This window comes from Agromyces sp. NPDC055658 (assembly GCF_053618155.1).
Window position 1 is genome coordinate 24368 of record NZ_JBSHHD010000037.1, and the last position, 11725, is coordinate 36092.

General features: G+C 72.8%; 11 protein-coding genes. 8 read left to right on the top strand and 3 right to left on the bottom strand.

Annotated elements, in window-relative coordinates:
- Positions 1 to 77: 77 nt before the first annotated feature.
- Positions 78 to 560, bottom strand: a complete 483-nt coding sequence (locus tag ACWGPE_RS15720; RefSeq protein WP_376931075.1) for a GNAT family N-acetyltransferase — start codon at positions 558 to 560, stop codon at positions 78 to 80.
- Positions 539 to 1165: a TetR/AcrR family transcriptional regulator gene (locus tag ACWGPE_RS15725; RefSeq protein ID WP_231431334.1), complete on the bottom strand. Its 627-nt coding sequence runs from the start codon at positions 1163 to 1165 to the stop codon at positions 539 to 541. Before ACWGPE_RS15725 ends, ACWGPE_RS15720 begins: the two co-directional genes overlap by 22 nt.
- Positions 1166 to 1292: 127 nt before the next feature.
- On the opposite strand from ACWGPE_RS15725, the gene ACWGPE_RS15730 reads away from it, so the two are divergent.
- Positions 1293 to 2900 carry a carboxyl transferase domain-containing protein gene (locus ACWGPE_RS15730; protein WP_231431333.1) on the top strand — a complete coding sequence of 536 codons (1608 nt, stop codon included), beginning with the start codon at positions 1293 to 1295 and terminating at the stop codon, positions 2898 to 2900.
- A gap of 45 nt (positions 2901 to 2945) precedes the next feature.
- Here the strand turns inward: ACWGPE_RS15730 and ACWGPE_RS15735 are convergent, their stop codons facing one another.
- On the bottom strand, positions 2946 to 3671 hold the full coding sequence (locus ACWGPE_RS15735) for an MBL fold metallo-hydrolase (protein WP_275506735.1): 726 nt from the start codon (positions 3669 to 3671) through the stop codon (positions 2946 to 2948).
- Between the two features lie 112 nt (positions 3672 to 3783).
- Here ACWGPE_RS15735 and ACWGPE_RS15740 point away from each other — a divergent pair, with 112 nt between their 5' ends.
- The 7 genes from ACWGPE_RS15740 to ACWGPE_RS15770 all read left to right on the top strand — a co-directional run.
- Entirely contained in the window at positions 3784 to 4353 is a 570-nt protein-coding gene (locus ACWGPE_RS15740; protein WP_452049038.1) for a TetR/AcrR family transcriptional regulator, read from the top strand.
- A gap of 62 nt (positions 4354 to 4415) precedes the next feature.
- Positions 4416 to 6491 carry an ATP-binding protein gene (locus ACWGPE_RS15745; protein ID WP_452049039.1) on the top strand — a complete coding sequence of 692 codons (2076 nt, stop codon included), beginning with the start codon at positions 4416 to 4418 and terminating at the stop codon, positions 6489 to 6491.
- Entirely contained in the window at positions 6488 to 7654 is a 1167-nt protein-coding gene (locus ACWGPE_RS15750) for an acyl-CoA dehydrogenase family protein (RefSeq protein ID WP_275506737.1), read from the top strand. The genes ACWGPE_RS15745 and ACWGPE_RS15750 overlap by 4 nt, the downstream gene beginning before the upstream one ends.
- A gap of 53 nt (positions 7655 to 7707) precedes the next feature.
- The gene (locus tag ACWGPE_RS15755) at positions 7708 to 8289 is read left to right on the top strand and encodes a MaoC family dehydratase (protein WP_452049040.1); all 582 of its coding nucleotides are present in this window, start codon (positions 7708 to 7710) and stop codon (positions 8287 to 8289) included.
- Positions 8289 to 9107, top strand: a complete 819-nt coding sequence (locus ACWGPE_RS15760) for an HpcH/HpaI aldolase/citrate lyase family protein (protein WP_231431328.1) — start codon at positions 8289 to 8291, stop codon at positions 9105 to 9107. Before ACWGPE_RS15755 ends, ACWGPE_RS15760 begins: the two co-directional genes overlap by 1 nt.
- A 168-nt stretch (positions 9108 to 9275) precedes the next feature.
- Complete coding sequence (locus ACWGPE_RS15765) at positions 9276 to 10358, top strand: aldo/keto reductase (protein ID WP_452049041.1); 1083 nt, start codon at positions 9276 to 9278, stop codon at positions 10356 to 10358.
- Between the two features lie 58 nt (positions 10359 to 10416).
- The coding region (locus ACWGPE_RS15770) for a M16 family metallopeptidase (protein WP_452049042.1) at positions 10417 to 11725 on the top strand (1309 nt) is incomplete at its 3' end.

Sequence of the window (11725 nt, forward strand, 5' to 3'; positions counted from 1 at the left end):
TCGGCCGGGGCTCGGGGTTCGCCGCAGTCGGGCCGGACCGGTGGGCGGCACGCCCGCGAGGCATCCGCCCGCGCCGATCAGCCGAGCTGGTAGACGCGTTCCTCGATCTCGGTGCCGCGTGCGTTCGCGAACCCCGTCTCGGTGCCGACCTGCTCGAATCCGAGCCGCTCGAGCACCGCGATCGAGCGGACGTTGTCGGCTGCGACGCGAGCGCGCACGGGGCGCTCGCCGAGCGTGTCGAGGAAGAGGCGCATCGCACGGGTCGCGATGCCGCGGCCCCAGTACGCACGGTCGATCCAATAGGTGATCTCGGGCGTGCCCTCGTCGAACCAGCGGGCGACGCTGCCCACGATGTCGCCGTCGACGCGGACGGTCCGGGCGTCGATGCCCGGATCGTCGAAGAGTCGTCGCCAATGGGCGTCGAACATCGCCCGATCGCCCGGGTCGGGCGGCGTGAACGCGGCCATCTCGACCGCGACGGGGTCTTGCTCGATCAGGAACAGTGCATCGAGATCGCCGACGCGGGTCGCGCGCAGCGTCACGACATGAGGCTCGCCCATGCCATCTCCTCCAGGATGCCGCGGACGATGCCCTCGGCAGGTCGGCGCCCGGGGATGCGGGCGCTGTGCGGAGTGGAGTTCAGGAGTCCGAAGGCGGCGTGTGCCCGGACCCTGAGCTCCGCCTCGGCCCGATCGGGCCGGAGTCTGGAGAGCACGTCGACCCAGTTCTCGACGTACCGGCGCTGGAGGAGGCGGACCTCGTGACGGGCGCCGCGGTCGAGCTGCTCGAGCTCGCGGTCCTGCACGAGGATGACGTCGGCCTCGCCCAGCGCGAAGTCGACGTGGTGGGCGATGAGCGCGCGCAGCGCGTCGTCGGGGCCGGATGCCTCGCCGAGGACCCGCTCGGCCCCGTCGAGGAGGGCCCGGCTCGCGCCCTCGAGGATGGCGGCGAGCACCGCGGCCTTGCCGGGGAAGTGCCGGTACACCGCGGGGCCGGAGACGCCAACGGCGGTGCCGAGGTCTTCGATCGTGACGCCCGCATAGCCGCGCTCGGCGAAGAGCGTCGCCGCGGCGGCGAGGATGGCGGCGCGACGGTCGGCCTTCTGGCGGCCGCGCTCGGTGAGCGCTGCCGGTGCCTCGGGCACGGGGGCGGGGCTGCTTGCCATCTCGGTTAACGCTCGCTAACATCGGGAATCGAGTTAGTGCACACTAACCGAAATCACGTGCCGTCCACAAGGGGGCGCGCCGCCGCCGGCGAAGGGGCCGACGGCGGATCGACCGAGACGGGGCGAAATGGTCACGCTGCAGACGCACATCGACGCCGATGGCGAGGCGGGGCGTGCGAACGCCGCCGCCCATGCCGAACTCGTGGAGGAGCTGCGCGAGCGGCTCGCCGCCGCGGCGCTCGGCGGGCCCGAGGCATCCCGGGAGCGCCATGTCGCCCGTGGCAAGCTGCTGCCCCGCGACCGGGTCGACCGCCTGCTCGACGAGGGCAGCCCGTTCCTCGAGGTCGCGCCCCTCGCCGCCGACGGCCTGTACGGCGGCGACTCGCCGGGTGCCGGCATCATCACGGGCATCGGGCTCGTGCACGGCCGTCCCGTGATGGTCGTCTGCAACGACGCGACCGTCAAGGGCGGCACCTACTACCCGATGACGGTGAAGAAGCACCTGCGCGCGCAGGAGATCGCGAAGGAGCATCGCCTCCCGTGCGTGTACCTCGTCGACTCTGGCGGCGCGTTCCTGCCCCTGCAGGACGAGGTGTTCCCCGACCGCGAGCACTTCGGCCGCATCTTCTACAACCAGGCGCAGCTCTCGTCGATGCGGGTCCCGCAGCTCGCCGCCGTGCTCGGCTCGTGCACGGCGGGCGGCGCCTACGTGCCGGCGATGAGCGACGAGACCGTGATCGTGCGGAACCAGGGCACCATCTTCCTCGGCGGCCCGCCCCTCGTGAAGGCAGCGATCGGCGAGGTCGTGACGCCGGAGGAGCTCGGCGGCGGCGACCTGCACTCGCGGGTGTCCGGTGTCACCGACCACCTCGCAGAAGACGACGAGCACGCGCTCGAGCTCGTGCGCGACATGGTCGCGACGCTGCCCGAGCAGCCGGCGCGGGCGTGGGCGGTGCGCGAGCCCCGTCCTCCGGCCGTCGACCCGGCGGGCCTCACCGCAGCCGTGCCGATCGACGTGCAGCAGCCCTACGACGTGCACGAGGTGATCGCGCGGCTCGTCGACGGCAGCGAGTTCAGCGAGTTCAAGCCCGAGTACGGCGACACCCTGGTCACCGGCTTCGCCCGCATCGACGGCCACCCGGTCGGCATCGTCGCGAACAACGGCGTGCTGTTCAGCGAATCGGCGATGAAGGGCGCGCACTTCATCGAGTTGTGCGACCAGCGCGGAATCCCGCTGCTGTTCCTGCAGAACATCTCGGGGTTCATGGTCGGCCGCGACGCGGAGGCGGGCGGCATCGCCAAGCACGGCGCGAAGATGGTGACCGCGGTCGCCACGACCCGGGTGCCGAAGCTCACGGTCGTGATCGGCGGCTCGTTCGGCGCCGGCAACTACTCGATGTGCGGGCGGGCGTACTCGCCCCGGTTCCTCTGGATGTGGCCGAATGCGCGCATCTCGGTGATGGGCGGCGAGCAGGCGGCCTCCGTGCTCGCGACGGTCAAGCGCGACCAGCTCGCGATCAAGGGCGAGACCTGGGCGGATGACGCGGAGGAGGCGTTCCGCGCCCCGATCCGCGCGCAGTACGAAGACCAGGGCAGCCCGTACCATTCGACGGCCCGGCTCTGGGACGACGGCATCATCGCGCCCGAGGACACGCGCACGGTGCTCGCCCTCGCGCTCGAGCTCGCGAGCCGCACTCCGCTGCCCGAGCCGGCGTTCGGGCTCTTCCGCATGTAGTGACGGCGACGGCGCGGGCGCTCGGGCGCCCCGCCGTTCGCGGCGTCAGCGAGCGGATGCCTCGGCCGCGCGCTCGATCGCGTCGACGATCGCCGGTACGCCGCCGTGCCAGGGCGTGCCGTGGCCCGGAAGCACCCAGCTCGCCGCGACGCCGTCGAGCCGATGCAGGGAGGCGAGCGCCTCGGCGGGGTCGTCGGTGAAGGGGGCGGGCTGCGGACCCTCGGCGCCCGTGAGCACGTGCCTGGTCGTCAGCGCGTCGCCGACGAACACGGCGTCGACCGCGGGAACGTGGATCGCGACGCTGCCGGCGGAGTGCCCCGGCATGCCGATGATGCGCGGCGAGCCCGGCAGGTCGAGCACGTCGCCGTCGCGCATCGGCACGACCTCGGTGAGGTGCGTCGTGCGCAGGCCGCCCGTGCGCGCCGCGTACCAGAGGAACCTCGCGGTCGCGCCGAGCTTCACGTGCCCCCATCCGGGCTTCGACGACTCCTCGCCCCGCGCGCGGGCTGCGTCGGCCTCGTGGACGTGGACGGGCACGCCGTGGTCGCGGCGCAGGCGTTCGGCGAAGCCGATGTGGTCGGTGTCGCCGTGGGTGAGCACGACGCCCCGGACGTCGTCGACCGTGCGGCCCATCGCCGCCAGCTCGTCGATCAGCTCCGGCCACTGCCCGGAGAGGCCTGCGTCGATGACCGTCACGCCCTCGGGTGCGTCGACGAGGTAGACGGCGACGATGTCGTTGCCGATGCGGTGGAGCGACGGGGCGAGCTGCATTTCGGGATCCTCTGCGTTCTCGGTGTGGACGATGATGGCTATGCTACATAGCCATCATGGCTATGCGCAATAGCCTAAGCTCGATTCCGACATCGCATGAGGGGAGCACGAGATGCCCGCACCCGATCGCACCTCGCTCGAGGAGATCATCGCCGCCGGCCGCACCGTCGTCGAGTCCGCCGGCCTCGACGGCCTGACGATGCAGGCCGTCGCCGATCGCGTCGGCGTGCGAGCGCCGTCGCTCTACAAGCGGGTGCGCAACCGCGGCGCGCTCGTGGCGCTCGTGGCCGAGGCGACCGTGCACGACCTGGCCGCCCGCCTCGACTCGGCGGCGCCGTCCGGCGGCGACGCGCGTCGCGGGCTCGTCGGGCTCGCCCGCGAGCTCCGTACGTTCGCGCACGAGTGCCCCGTCGCGTTCGGCCTGGTGTTCGCACCCGGCGGCGGGGGAGTGTCGCAGGGGGTCCTCACGGCGGCGAGCGCCCCGGTGCTGCGCGTCGCCACGGCGCTCGTCGGCGAGTCCGATGCGCTTCCCGCCGCGCGCACGATCACCGCCTGGGCGAACGGCTTCGTCACGATGGAACTCGCGGGGGCGTTCCGGCTCGGCGGTGACGTCGACCGCGCGTTCGACTACGGCGTCGAGCGACTCGCCGAGGCGCTTGCCAATTCAGTTAACGAGCACTAACATCAGTTCCAGTTAGTGCGCGCTAACTGGAGAGCGCGCTGCAATGGTGCAGAGAGGCGCGAATGGTCACGCTCGAGGGCTTGCCCGGCGATGCCGGCTCCCGACTCCCCGCCGAGGTCGATCCCCGCCCGCGCCCGTTCGAGCGCGTGCTCGTCGCGAACCGCGGCGAGATCGCGGTGCGCGTCATCCGCACCCTTCGTCGGCTCGGCATCCGCTCGATCGCCGTCTACTCCGACGCCGATGCCGACGCGCCGCACGTGCGGCTCGCCGACGACGCCGTCCGCATCGGCCCCGCAGCGGCCGCCGAGAGCTATCTCGATGCCGACCGCCTCGTCGCTGCGGCGCTCGCGACGGGTGCCCAGGCCGTGCACCCCGGGTACGGCTTCCTGTCCGAAGACGCAGACTTCGCCGCCGCCTGCGCCGCGGCCGGCATCGCCTTCGTCGGCCCCGGCGCGCGCGCCCTCGAGATCATGGGCGACAAGATCCGCGCGAAGCAGCATGTCGCGGCGTCGGGCGTGCCGACGGTGCCCGGCGTCGCCGATCCAGCGCTCGACGACGCGGCACTCCTCGAAGCCGGTGCGGCGGTGGGGTTCCCGCTCCTCGTGAAGCCGTCCGCCGGCGGCGGCGGCAAGGGCATGCAGATCGCGCGAGACGCCGAGCAGCTGGCCGCGGCGCTGCCGGCCGCGCGCCGCATCGCCCGGGCCGCGTTCGGCGACGACACGCTCCTCCTCGAGCGGCTCATCGAGCGCCCCCGGCACATCGAGGTGCAGGTGCTCGCCGACGCCCATGGCCGCGTCATCCACCTCGGCGAGCGCGAGTGCTCGCTGCAGCGCCGCCACCAGAAGGTCATCGAAGAGGCGCCGTCGCCGTTGCTCGACGCGGCCACCCGCGCCCGCATCGGCGAGGCGGCCTGCGACGCCGCCCGCAGCGTCGACTACCGCGGCGCCGGCACGGTCGAGTTCCTCGTCTCCGACTCTGCACCCGACGAGTTCTTCTTCATCGAGATGAACACCCGGCTCCAGGTGGAGCACCCCGTCACCGAACTCGTCACCGGCATGGACCTCGTCGAGCAGCAGCTGCGCATCGCCGCGGGCCAGCCGCTCGCTGTACGGCAGGACGACGTGCGGCTCACCGGGCACGCGATCGAGGCGCGTGTCTACGCAGAGAGCCCCGAGCGCGGCTTCCTCCCGTCGACGGGTGAACTGCTCATCTGGCGCGAGCCGGCGGGCGACGGGGTGCGGGTCGACGGCGGCATCCGCTCGGGCCAGACGATCACCGCCGACTACGACCCGATGCTCGCGAAGGTCATCGCACGCGGGGCCGACCGGGCCGAGGCCCTCACGCGGCTCGACGCGGCGCTCGCCGGCACGGTGGTGCTGGGCATCGACACGAACCTCGCGTTCCTCCGCCGCCTCCTCGCCGAACCGGCGGTGCGGCGCGGCGACCTCGACACCGGCCTCATCGACCGCATGCCGGAGCCCGAGTCCGACGGCGTTCCCCCCGAGGTGCTCGCCGCCGCGCAGGCGGCACGCGCCTCGGCGGCCGTCGATGCCGCCCGCGAGGCCGGCGGTCGTGCCTGGCAGCTCGCCCGCGACTGGCGACCCGGTCGACCGGGCACCCCCTCCGGCGCCGCAGCGCACTCGGCGTCTGCGGACGCCGTCGCGACCGCCGGCGACGGCGCGACCTGGGTGCACACTCCGCACGGTACCTGGCGGGTGCCGGCTCCCGATCGTCGCGCCGACCTCGACGCCCGACTCGCGATGATCGAGCGCGGCGGCCTCGTCGACCCCGAACTCCGTGCGCCGATGCCCGGCACCGTGACCGCCGTGCTCGTCGCCGACGGCGACCGGGTCGAGCCCGGAGACGCCGTCGTCGCGATCGAGGCGATGAAGATGGAGCACCGCGTGACCGCGACCGTCGCCGGCATCGTGCGGCTGTCGGTCGCGATGGGGCAGCAGGTCTCGCGAGACCAGCCGGTCGCCCGAGTCGACGCATCGCCCGAGGCATCCACCCGCATCGACGGCACCGCCGACCGCGACCCGGTCGCGGCCGCCCCGAGCATCCCACCGGCATCGTCGGGCGCACTCCACGAGGGTGCGCACCCGAGCACCCCACCAGGAATGAGGATCACGACGTGAGCACCGAGCTGAGCAGCGAAGAGCAGCAGCTGTACGACATGGTCTGCGAGTTCGCCGACACCGTCGTCGCACCGCAGGCGTACGAGGCGGACCGCACGCACACCCTGTCGATGGACGTCGTCGCGCAGATGGGCGAGCTCGGGCTGTTCGGGCTGCCGTTCCCCGAGGAGGTCGGCGGCCAGGGCGGCGACTACGTGGCGCTGTGCCTCGCGATCGAGGCCCTCGCCCGCGTCGACCAGTCGATCGCGATCACGCTCGAGGCCGCGGTCGGCCTCGGCGCGATGCCGGTCTTCCGTCACGGCACCGAGGAGCAGAAGGCCGAGTTCCTGCCCGACCTCGTCGCCGGTCGCGCGCTCGCCGGCTTCGGCCTGACCGAGTCCGAGGCCGGTTCCGACGCCGGCGCCACCCGCACGACGGCGGTGCTCGACGGCGACGAGTGGGTCGTGAACGGCTCGAAGCAGTTCATCACCAACTCGGGCACGCCGATCACGAGGTTCGTCACGGTCACGGCCGTCACCGGCGAGCGCACCCGGGCCGACGGATCGGTCGCGAAGGAGCTCTCGACGATCATCCTGCCGAACGGCACACCCGGCTTCACGGTCGCCCCCGGCTACGACAAGTCGGGCTGGCGCGCGTCCGACACGCACCCGCTGACGTTCGACGACGTGCGCGTGCCCGCGGCGAACCTGCTCGGCGAGCGCGGGCGCGGCTTCGCCAACTTCCTGCAGACGCTCGACGAGGGCCGCATCGCGATCGCGGCGCTCGCGACGGGTGCCGCGCAGGGCTGCCTCGACGAGGCGCTCGCCTACGCGAAGACCCGCAACGTGTTCGGCGTGCCGATCGCGTCGCACCAGTTCATCGCCTTCACGATCGCCCAGATGCAGGCCCGCGTCTACACGTCGCGCCTCGCCTGGCACGACGCGGCCCGACGCGCCGACGCGGGCCTCCCGTTCAAGAAGGAGGCGGCGATGGCGAAGCTCGTCTCGAGCGACGCCGCGATGCTGAATGCTCGCGACGCCACCCAGATCTTCGGCGGCATGGGCTTCATGAACGAGAGCCTCGTGGCCCGGCACTACCGCGACTCGAAGATCCTCGAGATCGGCGAGGGCACCAACGAGGTGCAGCTCATGGTGATCGCACGCGAGCTGGGCCTCGCCGGGTAGCGTTCGAGTCGAGAGGGATGCCTCGGGCCGACCGAGGCGGGAGGGAGCGGGCGATGCCCGGCGAATCGACCGACCTGCCCGAGGTGCGCCGCGAGGTGCTGCAGCGGGGGCTCTGGTTCGACGAGTTCGAACCCGGCACCCGCTACCTGCACCGGCCGGGTCGCACCGTCACGGAGGCCGACAACGTGCTGTTCACGACGCTGACGATGAACACCCAGTCGCTGCACCTCGACGCCGCGTGGGCCGAGGGCCAGCCGTTCGGCGAGCGGCTCGTGAACTCGATGTTCACGCTCGCGACGATCGTGGGCGCCTCGGTGGCCCAGCTGACCCAGGGCACGATCGTCGCGAACCTCGGGTTCGCCGAGGTCGCGTTCCCCGCACCGCTCTACCACGGCGACACCCTGTACAGCGAGACGCTGGTCGTCGCGGTGCGCGAGTCCGCCTCACGGCCCGGTCAGGGCATCGTCACCCTGCATCACGTCGGGCGCAACCAGCACGGGGTCGAAGTCGCCCGGGCGACGCGGTCGGTCCTCATGTGGACGCGCGAGGCGGGGGAGCGGCAGGCATCCGAGTCCGCGAGCGGTTCCGATGCCGCCGGCGCGCGCGGCGCCGAGCGCACCGACGAGGAGGAATGATGGCCGACCGACCCGCCTTCCGCTTCGGGCCGGCGATCCTGTTCTGCCCGGCGGATCGCCCCGAGCGATACGCGAAGGCGCTCGACCGCGCCGACGCAGTCATCGTCGACCTCGAAGACGCCGTGGCGCCGGGTGCGAAGCCCGAGGCCCGCGCAGCCCTCGTCGACACGCCGCTCGACCCCGAGCGGGTGATCGTGCGCGTGAACCCCGCCGGCACCGAGGACTTCGCCGCCGACCTCGCCGCGATCGCCGCGACCGACTACCGCACGGTGATGCTCGCCAAGTGCGAGGGCACGGCCGACCTGGTCGACCTCGCCGAGCTCGAGGTCGTCGCGCTCTGCGAGACGGCGCGCGGCGTCATGTCCGCGGCCGAGATCGCGGCGATCCCCAACGTGTCGGCGCTCATGTGGGGTGCTGAAGACCTCGTCGCGTCGCTCGGCGGCTCGTCGAGTCGCGGGCCCGACGGCGGCTATCGCGAGGTCGCGCGGCACGCCAGATCTCAGGTGCTGCTCGCCGCCGGGGCGCACGGCGCCGCGGCGATCGACGCCGTCCACCTCGACATCGCCGATGTCGAGGGTCTCCGCCTCGAGGCGGAGGATGCGGCGGCCGTCGGCTTCGCGGCGACCGCGTGCATCCACCCCTCGCAGTCCGCCGTCGTCCGGTCGGCGTACCGGCCCGAGCCCGAGCGCGTGGCGTGGGCGCGCGCGGTGCTCGAGGCGGCCGAGGGCGAGCGCGGGGTGTTCGCGTTCCGGGGGACGATGGTCGACGCACCAATGCTCGCCCAGGCCGAAGCGGTGCTGCGGCGCGCCCGCCGCTGAACCGCGCACACGGTTCATGAGACTGCCTCAGGATCCCCTTGAACGGGGGACATCCGCGGTCCCGCTGCAAACGATTCGATAACGGTTCACCCGTTCTCCGCCGAATCGGCGCAGAAACAGCCATCGATCTGCATATCCTCAGAGCCAATCCTGGGGAGGAGGAGACGAGTGGCACGACACGTCTACCGCGGCAGCGCGGCGAGCGCTGCGGGGGCGGCGATCGCCGAGATCGACATCGACGCGATCGAGCGCGCCGAGTCGAGCGAGACCGAAGCGGCCCGCCTGCGCGTCGAGACCGTCGCGTCCAACCCGCTCTCCGGGCCGATCACCGTGCCGGCGCGTGTGCCCATCGGAGGCACCGGCATCGAGGCCCAGCCGTTCGCGCTCGGGGCGTCGACCTTCGGCTGGACGCTCGGCGCCGACGACGCATTCGCGGTGCTCGACCGCTTCGCCGGCGTCGGCGGCTCGCTCCTCGACACGGCCGACAGCTACGCCGCGGGGCGCAGCGAGTCGATCATCGGCATGTGGCTCGAGTCGCGCAGCGCGCGCGCCCGGATGTCGGTGATGACGAAGATCGGCCAGCACCCCGATCACCCGGGCCTCGCGCCGAAGCAGATCAAGGCCGCCGTCGAGGCCTCCCTCTCGCGGCTCGGCGTCGAGCGCCTCGACCTCGTGCACTTCCACGGCGAAGACCCCGAGGTCCCGCTCGAAGAGAGCCTCGGAGCCGTCGACGCGCTCATCGCCGCCGGCAAGGTGGGGGCGATCGGCGCAAGCGACTTCGGTCCCGACCGGCTCATCGAGGCGCGCGTGCTCGCCGCGAACGGGCTGCCCCGCTTCCAGACGTTCACGACCCGGTACAACCTCATGGAGCGTCGTTCCTACGAGGGTGCTCCCGAGCTCGTCGCCCACGCGCAGGGCCTCGCCGTGCTGCCCTACTTCGCCCTCGCGAACGGATTCCTCGGCGGCCAGGTCCGCCGTCGTGCCGACGTGCGGCACGACGCCCGCGGAGCGCGCCAGGCCAAGCACCTGGGGCGTCGCGGTCACCGGGTGCTCGCCGCCGTCGATGCGGTCGCCTTCGCCCACGGCGTCCAGCCCGCGACGATCGCACTGGCCTGGCTGCTCGCGAAGCCGACGGTCGCAGCGCCGGTCGCGAGCGCAACGCGACCCGAGCAGGTCGAGGCGCTCCTCGCCGCCGCCGGCATCGAGCTCACGCGCTCCGAGCTCGTCGAGCTCGACCGCGCCTCGGCCTGAGTCGCGCGGCCGTCGAGCCGACCTGCTTTCCATGCCCGGGTGGCATAGGCTGTTCGGGATGAACGGCGCCGTCGACCTCCCACTCGGCCAGGCCGAGCTCTCGTTCGAGGCGACGGGCGGCTCGCGCGTGCGGCGTTCGGTGCTCCCCTCGGGCGTCCGGGTGCTCAGCGAGCAGGTTCCGGGCAGTCGCAGCGCGACCGTCGGCTTCTGGGTCGCGGTCGGCTCGCGCGACGAGCAGGGGGCGGATGCCTCGCGGCCGGCGAGCCTCGGGTCGACCCACTTCCTCGAGCACCTGCTGTTCAAGGGCACCGCGAAGCGCACCGCCCTCGACATCGCGATCTCGTTCGACTCGGTCGGCGGCGAGCACAACGCGCTCACCGCGAAGGAGTACACCTGCTACTACGCGAAGGTGCAGGATCGCGACCTGCCGATGGCGGTCGAGGTGCTCGCCGACATGTTCACCTCGTCGCTGCTCGACGCGGGCGAGTTCGAGACCGAGCGCGGCGTCATCCTCGAGGAGCTGTCGATGGCGGGCGACGACCCCGCCGACGTGGCCAACGAGCGATTCTTCAGCACCGTGCTCGGCGAGCACCCGCTGGGCCGTCCCATCGGCGGTGATCCCGCGACGATCCGGGCCGCCACCCGCTCGGCCGTGCACGAGCACTACCGGGCGAACTACCGCCCGCAAGACCTGGTCGTCACCGTCGCGGGCGCGGTCGACCACGACGCGCTCGTCCTCGATCTCACGCGCGCCCTCGGGGTCGCGGGCTGGCGGCTCGACGAGGCGGCCGACCCGGTGCCGCGCCGCTCGACCGCCCCGGCGACCCTCGACACAGGGCATCCGCTGACGGTCGTCGAACGACCGACGGAGCAGGTCAACCTGCTCGTCGGCGTTCCCGGGCTCGTCGCCACCGATGAGCGCCGCTCGACGATGAGCATGCTCAACGCGATCTTCGGCTCGGGCATGTCGTCGAGGCTCTTCCAGCAGGTGCGCGAGCGCCGCGGGCTCGCCTACGCCGTCTACTCGTTCGCGCCGGCCTACTCCGACGCCGGCCTCTTCGGCATGTACGCGGGCTGCGCCCCGTCGAAGGCCGGCACCGTCGCCGAGCTCATGCGCGACGAGCTCGAGCGGCTCGCCCGCGACGGCGTGACCGCCGAAGAGCTGCGACGCGCGGCCGGCCAGCTCGCCGGCGCCTCGGCGCTCGCGCTCGAAGACTCCGACACCCGCATGAGCCGTCTCGGCCGGGCCGAGCTGACGCTCGGCGAGTTCGCAGACCTCGACGAGGCGCTCCGGCGCATCGCACGCGTCACCGTCGACGACGTGCGGGCGCTCGCCGCCGACCTCGTCTCCCGCCCGTTCTCGGTGG

Bases quoted from the DNA above. Each gene is read 5' to 3' on its own strand.
- ACWGPE_RS15735 (WP_275506735.1), bottom strand. From the start codon at position 3,671: ATGCAGCTCGCCCCGTCGCTCCACCGCATCGGCAACGACATCGTCGCC.
- ACWGPE_RS15740 (WP_452049038.1), top strand. From the start codon at position 3,784: ATGCCCGCACCCGATCGCACCTCGCTCGAGGAGATCATCGCCGCCGGC.
- ACWGPE_RS15760 (WP_231431328.1), top strand. From the start codon at position 8,289: ATGGCCGACCGACCCGCCTTCCGCTTCGGGCCGGCGATCCTGTTCTGC.
- ACWGPE_RS15745 (WP_452049039.1), top strand. From the start codon at position 4,416: ATGGTCACGCTCGAGGGCTTGCCCGGCGATGCCGGCTCCCGACTCCCC.
- ACWGPE_RS15755 (WP_452049040.1), top strand. From the start codon at position 7,708: ATGCCCGGCGAATCGACCGACCTGCCCGAGGTGCGCCGCGAGGTGCTG.
- ACWGPE_RS15730 (WP_231431333.1), top strand. From the start codon at position 1,293: ATGGTCACGCTGCAGACGCACATCGACGCCGATGGCGAGGCGGGGCGT.
- ACWGPE_RS15720 (WP_376931075.1), bottom strand. From the start codon at position 560: ATGGGCGAGCCTCATGTCGTGACGCTGCGCGCGACCCGCGTCGGCGAT.
- ACWGPE_RS15725 (WP_231431334.1), bottom strand. From the start codon at position 1,165: ATGGCAAGCAGCCCCGCCCCCGTGCCCGAGGCACCGGCAGCGCTCACC.